10 protein-coding genes are annotated in these 16,633 nt (G+C 38.4%); all 10 read right to left on the bottom strand.

The genetic code is table 11. The features are described 5' to 3' along the window. Positions 1-1,063: 1,063 nt before the first annotated feature. Positions 1,064-2,029: a pectinesterase family protein gene (locus LF887_RS13525; protein WP_236854737.1), complete on the bottom strand. Its 966-nt coding sequence runs from the start codon at positions 2,027-2,029 to the stop codon at positions 1,064-1,066. Positions 2,030-2,056: 27 nt separating this feature from the next. Next, positions 2,057-2,965 (bottom strand): alpha/beta hydrolase, encoded by a 909-nt coding sequence (locus LF887_RS13520; protein WP_236854736.1) that lies wholly within the window; start codon positions 2,963-2,965, stop codon positions 2,057-2,059. A 58-nt stretch (positions 2,966-3,023) separates the two neighbouring features. Further along, complete coding sequence (locus LF887_RS13515) at positions 3,024-4,691, bottom strand: glycoside hydrolase family 28 protein (RefSeq protein ID WP_236854735.1); 1,668 nt, start codon at positions 4,689-4,691, stop codon at positions 3,024-3,026. A 1-nt stretch (position 4,692) separates the two neighbouring features. After that, positions 4,693-5,538 (bottom strand): rhamnogalacturonan acetylesterase, encoded by an 846-nt coding sequence (locus LF887_RS13510; protein ID WP_236854734.1) that lies wholly within the window; start codon positions 5,536-5,538, stop codon positions 4,693-4,695. A gap of 184 nt (positions 5,539-5,722) precedes the next feature. Further along, positions 5,723-7,366, bottom strand: a complete 1,644-nt coding sequence (locus LF887_RS13505; protein ID WP_236854733.1) for a glycoside hydrolase 43 family protein — start codon at positions 7,364-7,366, stop codon at positions 5,723-5,725. 33 nt (positions 7,367-7,399) lie between these two features. Further along, a complete protein-coding gene (locus tag LF887_RS13500) occupies positions 7,400-8,653 on the bottom strand; it encodes a glycoside hydrolase family 105 protein (RefSeq protein WP_236854732.1) in 1,254 nt (417 codons plus the stop codon). An 11-nt stretch (positions 8,654-8,664) separates the two neighbouring features. Further along, positions 8,665-9,660, bottom strand: coding sequence for a DUF4861 family protein (locus LF887_RS13495; RefSeq protein WP_236854731.1), 996 nt, complete (start codon positions 9,658-9,660; stop codon positions 8,665-8,667). Positions 9,661-9,840: 180 nt separating this feature from the next. Next, positions 9,841-10,923 (bottom strand): pectinesterase family protein, encoded by a 1,083-nt coding sequence (locus LF887_RS13490; RefSeq protein ID WP_236854730.1) that lies wholly within the window; start codon positions 10,921-10,923, stop codon positions 9,841-9,843. A gap of 16 nt (positions 10,924-10,939) precedes the next feature. Beyond that, entirely contained in the window at positions 10,940-12,775 is a 1,836-nt protein-coding gene (locus LF887_RS13485) for a RagB/SusD family nutrient uptake outer membrane protein (protein ID WP_236854729.1), read from the bottom strand. 11 nt (positions 12,776-12,786) lie between these two features. After that, positions 12,787-15,804 (bottom strand): SusC/RagA family TonB-linked outer membrane protein, encoded by a 3,018-nt coding sequence (locus LF887_RS13480; protein ID WP_236854728.1) that lies wholly within the window; start codon positions 15,802-15,804, stop codon positions 12,787-12,789. Positions 15,805-16,633 lie beyond the last annotated feature (829 nt).

Raw genomic sequence — 16,633 nt, 5'->3', positions numbered from 1 at the left:
TCATTTTAATTTATTTATTAAGTTCTTTTGCCTTAAAACAAAAGAACCAAAAGTTCAAGACCTGGAATCTTCCGCTAAAAAATAATTCTGTTCTCTGAAAATTCTAAAACTTGTGCGGATTGAGTGCTTGTTCTTCGGTTCATTATTGTTGCCGCACTCCGACAGTAGAATTTTTTTAACGTTCACAGAATTAATTTTTTTAACGCTCCATATTCCTATGTCGATTGTATGGAGGTCGTTATTCGATATTTGTCAACTGATCGGGTTGTATTGCTTTTATTCATTTTAATTTATTAAGTTCTTTTGTCTTAAAACAAAAGAACCAAAAGTTCAAGACCTGGAATCTTCTGCTAAAAATTAATTCTGTTCTCTAAAAATTCTAAAACTCGTGCGGATTGAGTGCTTGTTCTTCGGTTCATTATTGTTGCCGCACTCAGACAGTAGAATTTTTTTAACGTTCACAGAATTATTTTTTTTAACGCTCCATATTCCTATGTCGATCGGCTGTAGGTCGTTATTCGATATTTGTCAACTGATCGGGTTGTATTGCTTTTATTCATTTTAATTTATTTATTAAGTTCTTTTGCCTTAAAACAAAAGAACCAAAAGTTCAAGACCTGGAATCTTCCGCTAAAAAATAATTCTGTTCTCTAAAAATTCTAAAACTCGTGCGGATTGTCTGCTTGTTTTTCGGTTCATTATTGTTGCCGCACTCAGACAGTAGAATTTTTTTAACGTTCACAGAATTATTTTTTTTAACGCTCCATATTCCTATGTCGATTGTATGGAGGTCGTTATTCGATATTAAAACAAAAGAACCAAAAGTTCAAGACCTGGAATCTTTCGCTAAAAATTAATTCTGTTCTCTAAAAATTCTAAAACTCGTGCGGATTGTCTGCTTGTTCTTCGGTTCATTATTGTTGCCGCACTCAGACAGTAGAATTTTTTTAACGTTCACAGAATTATTTTTTTTAACGCTCCATATTCCTATGTCGATTGTATGGAGGTTGTTGTGGATTATGTACAGAGCCAAAACTTTACACGTTTGTGTTGACTCTATGATTTAATATCCTGTAAACCAGTTGAATATTTTCTCCAGGGTGTAGTTTTTAACATCATTTTTTGTCAGCTGATGAGACCATTCAGCTCTTTTTGAGGTATTTCCTCCTTGACCTTTACTACCATATTCAGCATAATAAGCGGTTTTTTCTTTATCAGGAAACATTTTGTCTCCTTTCCAGGGATTCCAGCCTTCAGGGACGATGTGTTTTCCCATTTCTGTATTGATGAAAATTGTTTTTGCATAAGGTCTCCATGGTCTTCCCAGATACACTTTGGTGACGCCTTCTTTAGCGATCAGCTTACAGTCTAAAAATACAAAGCCATATTTTCTGTCGGCTTCTGTTGCAGCAGCAGTGATATAAGAATCTGCAAGGCTTTTAATGATACAGTTTTTGAAAATAGCCGTTGCCTGTCCAAAAATAAAGTCTGTGGTTCCTTCTATATAACAATTTTCAAAATATTGTCTGCTGTGATTAGTTGCACAATATATAGTGTCCTGACACCCCAAAATATTGGAATTTGTCATGGTAAAACGGTCTCCTTCTACATGAAGGGAAACTGCCTGAGCTTCATTGCATGAGCTGTTTTGTATGGTCAGATTACTGATTTTAATATCATCACCCATCACCAGAACGGTATATGAGTTGAATGTTGTCATTTTCTCATTGAATGTATTAAGTTTTCCCGAGAAATCATTGTTTGTAATGATCGTGTTGTCTTTATTTTCACCTTCCAATGTGATTTTGTGCTTTGAAGAGGGGATGACTACTTTTTCATGGTAAGTCCCTGATTTAATTATAATCAAAGCTTCTGCAGGTCCCAGATCTCTTACCGAATTGATGGCTTTCTGAATACAATTGAAATCACCGCTTCCATCCTGAGCAACCGTAATTTTAATATAGGGATCGCTTTCAGCCAGCAGAAACTGAGCTGTTGAAATGAATAGAAGTAAAAGAAATTTTTTCATGCTGTTTATTCTTAATCGTCTTGTAACTTACTTTAAAATTTTGTTTAAAAATTCAACTGTATAATCCAATGTTTCTGTAAACCATGGCTCGGCCGACCAGAAAGAGTGCGGAGAGTCTTTTATTTCGTGAAACTCCGTGGGGATAGTGTACGTTTTCAGTTTTTTCATCATGTCATTTCTACCGGCATGATACTTTGGTTGAGAACTGTTAATGAACAGGGTAGGAGGTGTATTTTTATCAATATATTCCAAAGGGGAAGCTTCTGTCCAGTTTTTTAAATTTGTATCTCTGTCACCACCCAGCCAATAGGACGCGTAAGAGCTTTCTTCAGCTTCAGGATGTGTAAAAGAAACAATTCCGTCTACATTAATGATAGCCTTTATTTTATTTCGGGCTTTAACTCCCACCAATGTTGCCATCTGTGCTCCGGCGGACTCTCCTAAAACCACTATTTTCTTTTTATCTAAAGTGTATTTTGCATGGTTTTTCTTCAGCCACTGAATACCGTTTTCAATATCTTCAATTCCCGCAGGGTATTTTGCTGCATCTGCTAAACGGTAGCCTATAGCAATGGCGACAAATCCTTTGGAAGCCAGTTCCATCGCCATATATTTCTCATTTTCTTTGCTTCCGGAAATCCATCCGCCACCGTGAACCATTGCAATTCCCGGATATTTTTTTGATGAATCAAGAGGGTAATAAACATCTGCTTTTAAGGAAAGTCCATTGATGTTGGAATATTCTACATTCTTATCAATTTTTATATTCTGTGGAACGGGGCGGTCAATAGGGGTAATGAACGGGTATTTTTTCTTTAATTTTTCAAAGGTGGCTTCGTTGGTGTAAGGAGAAGCATTCGGTCTGCTAGTTTGCCCGAATGCCATCATCCCTACAAAGAAAATAGAAATATAAGTATGTCTTTTATTAAAAATCATTCGCTTGAGGAATTGCTTTTTTGTTCTGAAAGTTGTAAAATGGTAAAGATGCAGGGTTTTATTTTACTGCATTTTTAGATATATCAGTGGCTACAGAAAAAGCATTTTTATCTGCAGTGGCTTCTTTGGGTAAGAGCACAGTTCCTGTTTTACTTCCTGAAATTTTGATGTAAGGCTTGTTAGAGGATTCAAATTTTACAGTTGAAAGATTGATATTCTTACTGTTGTAAACTGTGGCTCCTGTTCCTTCGGTGTATTTCAGGGTTACATTTTTCAATTGGATGCCGTCAGCATCTACGATGGTCAAAGCTTTTTTAGTATCAAATTTTGAATCTTCAATGATAATGTTTTTCAAATTCATTTCTGCTAAACCAACTAAGGTAATCGCTTCGTAAGAATTGACCGCATTGATGTTTTTAAAGTAAATATTTCTGAAAATCGGGGTTTCTTCTGTGACTGGGTAAATTTTTTCAGGTGTTTTGTTTCCTTCCTGTTTCTGTCCGTCCTCTAAAACCGGAGAAGCGCCCTCATAAAACATATTGAAACCGATAGTCTGCGTTGGGATATTAATCATATCAATATTTTTAATATAAATATTTTCAACAATTCCTCCTCTTCCACGGGTAGTTTTAAAACGAAGTCCGATATCCGTCCCGATAAATGTACAGTCGGAAACATGAATATTTCTTGCACCACCGGACATTTCACTTCCTACCACAAATCCTCCATGGCCGTGATAGACAATATTATTTTTAATGATCACATTTTCTGTTGGCATTGCTCTTTTTCTTCCGTCTTCATTTTTTCCTGATTTGATGCAGATTGCATCGTCTCCCACATCGAATGTATTGTCATGGATCAGTACGTTTTTGCAGGACTCCAGGTCTACACCGTCACCGTTTTGCGAAAACCATGGATTTCTCACGGTAAGATTTCTTAAAATCACATTGGAACACATCAACGGATGAAGATTCCATGCCGGGGAATTCTGGAAAGTAGGACCATCCAGCAATACTTTGTCGCAACTTACCAGGCTTACCATCACCGGACGCAGGAAATCCTTTACAGTGGTCAGTTCATTTTTGGATATTTTGTCCGGAACATTGAAGTTTGAGCTGCTTTCAAATCCTTTTTTATAACTTTCTGATGGATACCAGTTTTTGCCGTCAGAAGATAATATTCCACCAGATTTGATGATTTCTTTCCATTCGGTTTCTGCTACTTTACTTTTCTTGATAGCTCTCCAGGCATCACCGCTTCCATCAATGACCCCTTTTCCCGTGATGGCAATATTAGAAGCATTTTTAGCTGAAATAGGGGACTGGCAGCGAACGGTATTTACTCCTTCAAAACTTACGTCTACCAGGGGATAGTCATCTTTATCTTTACTGAAAATAAGGAATGCACCTTCTTCTACATGGAGATTGATGTTGCTTTTCAGTTCGATGGGGCCGGTTAGCCACATTCCTCTGGGAACAACCAGTTTTCCGCCACCTTTTTTGCTTAGATCATCAATCGCTTTTTTAAAAGCCAGCGTATTTTTCACATTTCCCCCCGCAACCCCTCCAAATTGTGTGATGGATACGGTGTTGGCAGGAAAAGAAGTTTCGGCAACCTGAGGCATGGTAAACTCAATGTTTTTATAAATATCCAGATTCTGGGCAAATAGTTGTCCGGAAAACATCATTGCTGCGGCTAAGCCGATAATGGTAAGAGACTTCTTCATATTATTTTTTTTGAGTTTTAATTAAATTTTTAAATTCTTTATAAACCAGTGATGCAACTACTTTTGCCCCTTCAGGCTGAAAATGAGTATTGTCTTTCTGTCCTTTTGGATAAGCTTCGTAAAGATTTTCAGGAAGATTCATAAAGTAGTTGTTGGTAGTGAAATCCTGTCCTTTTGAGGTGAAATATTCCATCGATAGTTTATTGAGATCAATGTATGGGACATTCATTTCTTTGGCAATATCAATTGGAGCCTGCCAGTATTCTCCATGTGCATTGTTCAGTTTTCCTTCTTTCCAGGGGTAGTTTCTTGCTACAGGTGTTACTATAACGGGATTTCCTCCTTTTTCTCTTGTCTGGGTAACAAATAGCCTTAGAAATTCTTTGTATCCCTGAATGTTTACATAACGTTCAGGATGCTTTTCGGAACTATCGTTATGCCCAAACTGCATGATCACATAGTCTTTGGGCTGAAGGTGCTCATAAACATACCGCCATCTTCCTTCCTGAAAAAATGTACGGGTACTTCTTCCGCCATGGGCCCTGTCAATAACTGCTACGGAATCTGTTGTGATAGCAGGTTTCAGAGAAGCTAGGCTATCTTTCACAAAAAAAGGCTGAAAAACCTGCCCCCAACCTGTAATAGGGTATCTTACCTTCATATAATCTTTTCCGGGATCGTAATCTCCTGCGTAATCTGCCATTGTGGAGTCTCCGATGAGGTAGATGTGGGTTACTTTTTTATTCGGTTTTGCTGTGGCTTTTTGGGCTTTGTCTTGTGACTGGCACGCTGATAACAGGGCTATACTGAATAAAATTGAAGCGGTTTTGTATATTGTTTTCTTCATGATTTTTTTGTTGGTTATCGCAAAAGCGTAAGTGCTTTTTATTCTTTGTCCTGTTTTAAGGCTCAAGAAAATCAAAGATTTTCGGCAGTTTTAGTGGTTTTCAATTTTATTGCAGATGAAATTTTTGCACCGTATAATTGTGCGTATTTTAACGGCTTAGGGGGTTAGCGTTTTCCAGCTTAATTTATTTCTTTGTAATCCTGAACCAGTCAAAATCGGCATAGCCTCCTCGTGGTGCTTTTTCTGTGCTTATGCTGTATAATCCTACCTTTGCTCCGATCCATTTTCCGGGTTTGGCCTGAAAAACGTCGCCTGCCTGTATGAAGTTTTTTCCGTTTTCACTGTAACTAAACTGGCATAACCCGTTGGGTTCATTTACATTGACTTTTAAATAGACTTCGTTGTTTTTTAATTTCGTTTCGAATACAATTTTTTCCTCACCTCCTTTATCCGCTTTTTCTGCTTTTCTCAGCTGTAAATAGTAACCATCCTGTTTGTTTGTAATAACTATGGATTGATGATCCAGCCCCATAATCAGCAATCCTGCGGTTTTTCCTTCTTTGGCATCTTCGGGAGCTAGCTTAACTTTCGTTGATGCAGTGAAATTTGGAGCAGGAAACTTTTGGGTTAACAGATTCGGAACATTCCACAGATTTTTTTCACCTTCCGGAACTTTTACAGAAAATAATCTTAAAAATTGCTGTCCGGGAAGTTTGGACGACCATACGATGTTTTCATTGGCGCTCCATTGCCATTGTAATCCTAATTTTTCACCATCAAACTCATCAGTTTCCGGAGGGGCAGTAACGGGATAGGATTGGCCAACGTTAGGCTTTTTATACGTTAACACAGGCTCGCCAACTCCGTTTTTATTATGATCAATTCCCACGACAGGCCAGTCTTTTTCCCATTTCATAGGCTGTAGATGAACAATTCTTCCACCTGCATCTACATCCTGAAAATGATAGAACCAGTCTTCTCCGGAAGGAGTGTCTACCCAGGCACCCTGATGAGGCCCGTTGATAGCCGTTGAGCCTTGCTCCAGTACAATCTTTTCTTCATAAGGACCATAGATATTTTTTGACCGTAATACCAGCTGCCATCCTGTCGCTACGCCTCCTGCCGGAGCAAAAATATAATAATAACCGTTTCTTTTATACATTTTAGGGCCTTCTATTGTAGGATGGGAATCGTGGCCATCAAAGACGTGAGTTCCTTTATCCAGGATTTTTGTTCCTTCAGGATTCATTCGGTTAAGAGTCAGAATACTTTTTACTCCCGCACGGCTTCCGGCCCAGCCATGAATCAGAAAGGCGTTTCCGTCATCATCCCAAAAGGGACAGGAGTCAATTAAGCCTTTTCCTTCCATTAGTAATACCGGTTTCTCCCAGGTTCCTAGCGGATCTTTGGTTTTTACCATATAAATTCCGAAATCCGGATCTCCCCAATAAATATAAAATTCACCTTTGTGGAATCTGATGCTTGGTGCCCAAACTCCACCGCCTCTTTTTGGAGTGGAAAAATGGTCATCAGGAAGGATGTCCTGAATAGCGTAATTGACCAGCTTCCAGTTGATCATATCTTTTGAATGAAGAATAGGCAGTCCCGGAGCTTCATTGAAACTTGAAGCGGTCATATAGTAATCATTGCCAACTCTGATAACATCTGGATCGGAATAATCTGCATACAAAATTGGATTTCTGTAGTTCTTCCCCTGATCAGCAGTCCATACTTCGGAAACATAGTTTTTTTCCTGTGCCTGCAGATAAGTGGAAGCTACTGAAAATGCCGTAATGGAAAGGATATTTAAAATACTTTTTGTCTTCATAGAATCTGATTGACGTTTTATTAAGACCTTTCTTTATTTCTCAAATTCTAAACTGGCCAGAATAAAAGGACCTGTCCCTTTCGGATCGTTGGAACGGACTTCTTCATTCACGTAATATTCATAAGAGCCGCTTCTATAGGGAGTTCCGCCTAAACCTGCTACGGCACAGCATTTATTTAAACTTACCACCCCGTTTTCATCTACTGTAATCAGGTTTTTGATGATGCCTTTGTAGCCTTTATCTGCGTAAGTTTTGTATGATTTGGTTAAATATCCTTTGTTGATGGATTTGATCATGGTATATACAAACATGGATGAACCTGTTGCTTCCAGATAATTTCCTTTTTCTCCTCCTTTGTCCAAAACCTGATACCAAAGTCCTGTTTTGTTATCCTGAACTTTGATAACAGCGTCGCAGTAAAATTTTAAATATGAAAGTAACCTGGCCCTTCCCGGATGGTTTTGTGGTAAATAATCCAATACATCTACCATCGCCATTCCGTACCAGCCCATCGCTCTTGACCAGAAATTGGGAGAAAGTCCTGTTTCTTTGTTGGCCCACTGTTGTTCTCTGCTTTCATCCCAGGCATGATATAAAAGTCCGGTTTTTTTGTCCAGCAAATGCTTTTGAATTAAGTCAAATTGATTGATGATATCATTAAATGCTTTTTCAGCGGCTTCTCCTTTTGAAAAATATTGGGTGTAGTGGGCGTAGAAAGGTTCGGCCATATACAAACCATCCAGCCACATCTGATTGGGATAGATTTTCTTGTGCCAGAATCCACCTTCTGAGGTTCTTGGCTGGCCGTTGATCTGGGAGCGCAGGGTTTGTAACGCTTTTAAATATTTATCTTTTTTCTCCTGCTGATAAAGGTAAAGAAGTACATTTCCGCAATTCAGCATATCAATATTATACTTGGAAAGGTCGTAGGAAATGATGTTTCCGTCTTCTTTCACCATCGTTTCACCGAAGGTTGTGATATAGTTGTAATAGTCTTTGTTTCCGGTTTTTTCATACAGTTTTTCTGCACCTTCCAGAACGATAGCGGTAGGGTAGCTCCATTTCGGGGCTTTGTTATAATCCAGCATCCAGGCTTGCGGGAAACGTTTCATCTCGGAAAGAAGCATTCTTTGCGACCAAGGAAGCTGGGCCGAAATTTTACCTTTTACTTCGGACTCTACATTTAGTGAGGTGGTTTGTAAAGTTTTTTGTGCACAGGATAAAAAGAATCCCGAACATACTGCAGCCAATGCATATACTTTGATAGTGTTATTGATAAAGTTCATGATTTTAAACTTTAAAGTTGGTTGTTTTTATCCAGAATATCCAGTTTTTTATCCAGATCCTGATAGAAAGATTCCTCGCTTGTTAAACCATTGGGTTCCTGAGACCAGGCTCCTAAAAAGTAATAGGATACATTCTTTGTCTTTTTGAAAACGATGGTGTGAGTGGATTTCGTTTTGGCATATTTATCGAAATTTTCAAGGGGGTAGAAGACTGCCATTCCCAGGTTGTCTTCTTTTTGGGCAAGGGTCTGCTGTCCATAAGTTGCAATATAGCCCCATTTTTTATTTTTGCTGATTCCCTGTTTTACCGGAATATCTTTAACAGCAACAATTCCGGTGCACAAACCTGAAAGGGTATTGCTCAGATTCAGGTCTACTTTTACAAAACGGTCTTTTGGAAAAATAGTCAGTTTTGACTGTAAATCTATTGCATCGCCCCAGGTTTTCCAACCTTTATAATCGATGACAGCATAAGACTTATCTTTTTCATTGATTACTTTCGCAGTGGTCCTTTTTACGATTTTAAAGGTTTCCACATAATCATTCTGTTCATCATATCTTCCGTAAGAGCCGATTCCTATGCTGCGCCCGGATTTTAAAATATCCTGCCCCCACGGTGCATCATGATGATAGGATTCAAAGCCGTCTTGTCCTACTTCCGGCAATACCAAAGCTGTCACTTTTTTTCCGAAAATATCCGTTGCATTTCTCCAGTCCAGATAGAGCCTGTAGCCAATCTGGTTGTTTTCCAGACCGATTCCCTCATACCTGATGTAAGAAGAATGGTCGGTGTGAGAATCGGGGAGAGTAAGTTCCTGAACGTTTTGGAAAGTTCCGCCAACGTATTGATTTCCTTCCCATTTTCCGCCTTTTTTAACGGAAAGTTCTGCGTAGGAAAAGGGAGCTTTAGGATTTCTCTTAATGGTTTCAATCACAGAGGTCTGTGCTGAAAGGGTAGAACTGATAAAAGCTCCTGCAATGACTATTTTAAACAAACTGAATTTCATACTATTTTTTATTATGGGGCGTGCCGATTTTTAATAATGAGTTTTCATGGTTATTAGCTTTGTTCATCGGTTATTTTTTTACAATATCATTCAGATAGACTTTAATATTGTTTTCGTTTTTATCCAATTTCCGTCTATGGCAACTGTAGCTGTTCTTTGGCTGTGTGGATCAGGTTTTCATTATGGTAAGCTCTTTTTTACATTCCAGTTGTCTTTTCCTTTAAGGATATTGACTGTTGTATATTTTTTTCTTTCTTCTTTGCTTAACTGATGTGACCATGGAACTCTTTGGCTGTTATCAGCACCAGCTCCTCTTGAATTGCTTTCTGCATAGAATGTTGTCTTTTCTGCATCAGGCTTATTCCAATTGTGCCATCCTTCGGGTTTTATTGTTGAATTGATTTCACAATCAATATAAATGGTCTTTGCAAAGGGTCTCCAGGGTCTTCCCAGATATACCGAATGGTCTTTGGCATTGCCTGTAATTTTTGAATTGATAAAAATAAATCCAAATTCATGGTCCTTTGGAGTAGAAGCTGCCGTAATATAACTTGCCGTTTCTTTGGAATAAATAATACAGTTTTCAAAAACAGCGGTTCCTGCCCCGAAGATATAATCGGTAGTTCCTTCTATATAACAGTTTCTAAAATAATTCCTGGAAGGTTTCGTTTTGTCCTGCATATCCTGAACTCCTTTTAGGTATAAAGTGTCCTGATTACCTAGAAATCTGCAGTTTTCAAAGGCGATCCGGTCACCGGAGGTAAGAACGGCAACAGCCTGGCCTACTTTTCCGGAACTGTTTTCAATAGAGATGTTCTTCGCTGTAAAATCATTGGAGTAGATAAAAACTGTAGATGAGCCCGTTGTTCCGATTTCTTTTCCCTCTGCATTCTTTTTAGAAGCAAAATCATCATAGGTGATCATGGTTTTCTCAGGATTTTCTCCTTCCAGAAAAACAGCACCTTTTGTTTCGAGAATAATGATCTTTTCTTTATAAATTCCGGCTTTTATAAAAATTTTCGTCCTTACGGAAGAACCATTTTCAATAGCATCAACCGCTTGCTGAATCGTTGTGAAATTACCTTTTCCGTCTTTCGAAACTATGATGGTCCTATCATTGGTTTTGAAAGAAAGGAGGCTGAACAGAGCGACCAGAACGATGAGAAACAGATGATTGTTTTTAAAAAATAGGGAGGTTTTCATAGAATGACTTTTGGGGTAAAATACAGACTGATCCGCTACAGAGACAGTCTGTATTTTCATATGAATGTTAAACTATCTAATATCCGTAATCTTGAGTAAGGTTATAATTTGAATTGATCACATCCAGTGCAATAGGAAGAAGCTCCTTTTTGTTAGGCTGGAAATAGTAAGCATAACTTTTCACAGGATCTCCACTGATGTAAGGCTGTGTCATGGCCAGTCTCCAGCTGATTTTGGTGTATCCTGAAGGAGTGGCTACACTTTGGTTGGGGCTGTAGAATACATCCGCCTTGCTGATTCCGTTGACATACAGGTCCATATCCAGAACATTTTGCTGGGCTGTTCTTGAAGGAACGTAGTTTACAACTGTTGAAGCTGGTTTTTTATAGAAAATATACTCGGGAACATTGGCATAAGCTCCGGTTCCGTTCATAAAATCGGTTAGCTTTTGTCTGGTTTCATTAATTTTTGTTTCCAGAAGATTCCAGCGGATCAGGTCATATTTTCTTAATCCTTCCCCTCCGAATTCCAGCAGTCTTTCCTGTACTACATAATTAAAGAAGGCATTTTTTGAAGTGGGAATAGTTCCAATCTGACCTAAGTTTCCTGCATAAGCTCTCTGTCTTACCGCCATTACAGCGTCAATAGCTTCCTGTGAAGGAGAACTGTGCAGTTCATTATCTGCTTCAGCAAACATTAATAAAATATCGGCATATCTTAGTAAAGGCCAGTCGATCCCTAAATTCTGCGAAGTTCCCGTAATGGCGGTCCATGATTTTCTGAACTTTCCGTCATTCCAGTTGATTGAAGTCTGAAGATCCTCCTGCTTTGTGGTACTTACCCTGAAAATAGCCACATTTACATCTCTTCTCAGATCATATTTGCTGAATTCATAGAAATAAGTAGGAATAGCACTGATTCCTCCGGCTGATTTCCAGTCTGTATCGTCATGTCTTAATCCGTTATAATATCCTATTTTAGAATCTGTTCTGGAATTTCCTCCGAACGCACCTACCGCGAAAATAACCTCGTTCGTTGTATCCTGGCTGTTGGTATGCAGTGATCTGAAAAGCCCTTCATAACTAGGATTCAGTTTGTGCTGTCCGGAATTGATGATGTCTTTACATTCATCGTAAGCGATCTGGTAATATTTCTGAGGGTTAGATCCCTGTGCCATCATTTGCGGACTTCTGCGAAGAGAATATCCTGCTCTTGCCAATGCAATTCTTGCTCTTAACCCTTTTACTGCTGCTTTTGACAGTCTTTGAGCAGTTGTTCCTCCCTCGGATTTCCATGGAACTAAGGTTGATGCCTGGGCCAGGTCTTCCAATAATTGATCATAGATGACATCACGGTCTGTTTTAGGAAGATATACAGAAGGCAGGTCGGCAGAAGGAACATCCTGAAAAGGAATATCCCCCCAGTTTTTGATTAAATCATAATAAAAAAGGGCTCTAAGGGTTAAAGCTTCACCCAGATATCGGTCCATCAGCTTTTTATCAGCCGCTGATCCGGTTTGATAAACAGGTGAGATTGGGATGTTCTTGATAATAAGATTGGCTCTTTCAATCCCTGTATAAGTATCAAGGAAAGGCCTCAGTAATTCCGTGTTGGTAGGTACTGCTCCGAAGCAGCTGATTCCTCTTCTGTCATTGGCATTATAATCTCCGGATGTTCTGAAATCGTCTCCCGACTGTGAAAGAATAAGATTCATTCTCTGTCCGTAGGTATTGTCACCCATGGCGCTGTTGTAAACTCCCACGAGTGCAGCAAAAGTATCCGGTGCTGAGTCAAACTGTTGTTTCTCTGTGGTATTGGAAAGATTTTCCACCTCTAAATAATCACTGCAGGAATTTAGCGTGACCACGCAGGCAAGAGATAAGAAAAGGCTTGAAAATTTATTTTTGTTCATAACGTTTGTTTTTAGAAAGTGATGTCTATTCCTGATAAAATAAATCTGCTTCTCGGATAGGCGGAATAATCAACTCCCGGTGTAAGTGGGTTTCTTCTGGTATTGGCTTCCGGATCAAATCCCGAATACCCTGTAATGGTAAATACATTATTAACGGTAGCATACAATCTCAGGTTTTTAACGCCTATTGCTTCTAAAGATCCTTTTGGTAAGGTGAATCCAATAGTTAGGTTGTTCAGTCTTAAGAAAGAACCGTCTTCAATAGCATAGGAATGCAGGAAGTAAGCTCCGGAAGGCGGAGTCCACATCGTAGTATTGGCATTAAGTGCTGCAAGGGCAGTTGGGTCTGTTACTTTTTGTCCCGCATCATTAAACCATCTCCAGCGGTCTGCCACTTCCGCAAGCATATTATTGTCCTTATACAGATATTGAGTAGAATATTCTACTTTATTGGCATTATATACCTTATTTCCTACGGAGAAATTAAAAAGAAGGCTCATATCCCAGTTCTTATAACGGAAGGTTTGGGTAAATCCGCCATAGAATTTAGGCTGTGCATTTCCAAGATCAGTCATATCTTTGCTGTCGATCACACCGTCACCGTTAAGATCTTTAAGCTTTAAATCTCCCGGCTGTACGGCTTTTGCTCCATTAGCTACTGCGGCAGAACTTGCTATTCCGGCCTTTAAAGTATAAGCTTGGGTGGTAACATCATAATTGAAATCGCTCACTTCGTATCTTCCGGCTGTCTCGTAGCCCCAAAAAGTGCCCACCGGTTTTCCCACCTGTACAAGGAAGTCAAATAAGTTATTTTGCCATCCGGAAGGGTAGTAGTAATAGTTCGAACTTGCCGATGCATTACTTCCTAAGCTTTTGATCGTGTTTTTGTTGGAGGAGATATTCGCATCCATCTTCCATGAGAAGTTTTCTTTGCTGATGATAGTGGTCCCTAAAGAGAATTCTATTCCTTTATTTTCACTGCTTCCGGAGTTCTGGTATTGATATTCATAACCTGAAGTCTGAGGGATTTTAGCCAATAATAAAAGGTCTTTCGTATGGGTTTTATAGACATCAAGAGTACCATAAACCCTTCCTTTGAAAAAGCCGAAATCTAAACCTGCATTATAAGAACTTGCTGTTTCCCAGGTTACATTAGGATTAGCCATAATATTCCCTGTAGTAGCACCAGGGGTTATACTGGTCCCGAATGCATATCCGTAATCCGAAGAAGAAGTAAAGAAGGTATCGTATAAAAATGCCCCAATTCTGTTATTTCCGGATTTTCCGTATCCTAAACGAAGCTTAAGCTCATTCACATAATTGTTTTCTTTCAGGAAATTTTCTTCCTTGATCTTCCATGCTAATGAGGCTGCCGGAAAATATCCCCACTGATTGGTTCCTGGTTTAAAAACACTGGAACCATCCGCTCTCATAGATACCGTTGCAATATATTTGTTCTTATAAATATAATTGGCTCTTCCAAAAAACGAAGCCAGACGGTCCACTTCTCTTGCCGTTTTAGGCGCATCCTGAATCATTCCTGATGGAGGAGAAGCCAGCTGTACGTTAGCAAATGCTTCCTGAGCCGAAGCTGATTTCGGGAACCATTTGATATTGAAAGAAGTAGATTCTCCATCCGTTCTTACCGTTTCCTGGCCTGCCAATAAATCTAATTTATGATTTCCCAAAGTTTTTCTGTAGTTCAGGGTATTCGTATTTGTGATTCTTCTTGTTTGGGAATTACTTAAAAATACCACAGGCTGATCATTGTTCTGTCTGGCCAGACTGGTAACAGGACCGGAAAACTGGTTAACGATCTGATCCCTTTGCACGTATCCGATGACACTTCGGAAAGTGAAATCTTTGCTGATCTTATAATCAATCGTTCCGTTAAGCAATAAGTCGTTTCTTCCGCTTTCTTTGATCTCATCATTAGCGAGCAAGACAGGGTTTACAAGATTCGTCTGATCGGCAAATAAAGGATCAAAATCATCCACATCCACAGAAGAACCCCCTTCAAAAGGCTGATATCTTATCGCATTTCTCAAACGGTTGGTGGTCTGCGAACCTGAAGCAGAAGTTCCTGCTCCGTAAATCATCTGACGGCTGTAACGGGCATTAACTCCAATGCTTAGTTTTTTAGACACATCATAATCATACCGGAAATTTGCCATATTCCTTTTAAATCCTGAACCTATCATCACGCCATCCTCTTCTACATTATTTAACGTTAGCGCAAAAGCAGAATTTTCAGATCCTCCGGACATAGAGACATTATGGGTGAAGTTAAAAGCTTCTCTTCCAAAAAGTTTATCCTGCCAGTTAACCTTTTTAACCGATTTATATTTGTCCAGCTGATCAAAAGTACCATAACGGGTGTTAAACGTTTCAATATCTTTTACATCGCCGTTCTTATAGTATTGTTCATATTGATAAAGCACATATTGATAAGGATCCAGTACATCAATTTTGTTCTGAATGCTTCTTACCCCTACAAAACCATTGTAATTGATCGTTGCTTTTCCCTTTTTACGTCCGCCTTTCGTGGTGATCAGCACTACACCGTTCGCGCCCCTCGAGCCGAAAATAGAAGTAGAAGAAGCATCTTTCAGCACTTCAATGGATTCTATTTCCTTTGGAGAAAGTATGCTCAGGGCATTATCCATTTGTATACCGTCTACAATATAGAGGGGGGCATTACTTTGCGTGATGGAGTTTCCTCCGCGTATCACAATATCCACATCTGCGCCGGGAGATCCTTCGCTGAGAGAAACCTGTACTCCGGCAAGCCTTCCCTGGATGGCTTCAGCAGCATTTGTAGAGGGCATATCTCTCAGAGCTTCCCCTTTCACAGAAGAAACAGCATTCGTAACATCTTTTTTAGAAACCTTTGTATAGCCTACCAGAACCACATCATCCAGCTTGGTTTCTTTATCTTTTTTTGTTTCTTTTTCTTGAGCCATGGCAAGGACAGGAAGCAGAAAAACAGTTAAATATAACCACTTTATTGATTGTACTCTTTTATCCATTTTTGTATCCTTATAGTTTTAATTCTTGGTTGAAAGTTTTTTCAATCGTTTTTTGTTGAGGACTGTCAAGTATTCTGCTGATTTTAGTGGCTGCTATGTTTTCAATATTCTGTACGCTTTAGTGCAATCGATTGCGTAATTTTTTGTAAAACATTATTCTGGCTCCTAAACTAATATTATTTTTCAATACACAAAGAAAAAAATATTATTTTTTTATTAATTTACCTGTTTTAATCGGTTTTATTAACAAAATAAATGTTGATAATTACATTGTAAATATTTGTTTTATAGCATTTTGTGTGTTTGCTTGCAAGCCTTAAGAAGGTTTTTAAATTAAGAAATTTTTTAATGATTGAATTTAAAAAACTTAAAAATTACTTAAAATCATCGCAGATTTTACCTCTTAAAAACCCCGAAATTTTGATGTTGGGAGAAATTTTAAATGCTTTTTCTGATTTTTGTCAGCTTTTAAGACGGTCTTTGAATGGTGTATTTTTTCATTTTTAATAATATCCATTAATGGGTATTATTTATTATGTAAATTGGTTATATTTTTATCAATTCAATACTGATTATTAGATTCATTTTTTTGGCACGATTTTATATTTAAAGATAGGTTTCGTTCAGTTTTTGGTTAAAATAGAATCGCTTTTTTTACAGTTTTTCCAAATAAATCATTTCATTTTTAAAATTTATTAATCTGAAAATCAATTACTTTAAAATTTAAATTAATTTTTTGTTAACTAATTAGAGAATAATTATATATTTATCCCACAAGTATTTCTGCAAATTTTAGTGTGATTTTATGCAATCGATTACACTATGTTTA

The sequence above is a fragment of the Chryseobacterium sp. MEBOG06 genome (assembly GCF_021869765.1).
Taxonomy (GTDB): domain Bacteria; phylum Bacteroidota; class Bacteroidia; order Flavobacteriales; family Weeksellaceae; genus Chryseobacterium.
This window is presented reverse-complemented; position numbering and strand designations above follow the sequence as displayed.

Excerpts from the sequence above, each read along its gene's own strand:
- LF887_RS13525 (WP_236854737.1), bottom strand. The coding sequence starts at position 2,029 with ATGAAAAAATTTCTTTTACTTCTATTCATTTCAACAGCTCAGTTTCTG.
- LF887_RS13520 (WP_236854736.1), bottom strand. The coding sequence starts at position 2,965 with ATGATTTTTAATAAAAGACATACTTATATTTCTATTTTCTTTGTAGGG.
- LF887_RS13515 (WP_236854735.1), bottom strand. The coding sequence starts at position 4,691 with ATGAAGAAGTCTCTTACCATTATCGGCTTAGCCGCAGCAATGATGTTT.
- LF887_RS13510 (WP_236854734.1), bottom strand. The coding sequence starts at position 5,538 with ATGAAGAAAACAATATACAAAACCGCTTCAATTTTATTCAGTATAGCC.
- LF887_RS13505 (WP_236854733.1), bottom strand. The coding sequence starts at position 7,366 with ATGAAGACAAAAAGTATTTTAAATATCCTTTCCATTACGGCATTTTCA.
- LF887_RS13500 (WP_236854732.1), bottom strand. The coding sequence starts at position 8,653 with ATGAACTTTATCAATAACACTATCAAAGTATATGCATTGGCTGCAGTA.
- LF887_RS13495 (WP_236854731.1), bottom strand. The coding sequence starts at position 9,660 with ATGAAATTCAGTTTGTTTAAAATAGTCATTGCAGGAGCTTTTATCAGT.
- LF887_RS13490 (WP_236854730.1), bottom strand. The coding sequence starts at position 10,923 with ATGAAAATACAGACTGTCTCTGTAGCGGATCAGTCTGTATTTTACCCC.
- LF887_RS13485 (WP_236854729.1), bottom strand. The coding sequence starts at position 12,775 with ATGAACAAAAATAAATTTTCAAGCCTTTTCTTATCTCTTGCCTGCGTG.
- LF887_RS13480 (WP_236854728.1), bottom strand. The coding sequence starts at position 15,804 with ATGGATAAAAGAGTACAATCAATAAAGTGGTTATATTTAACTGTTTTT.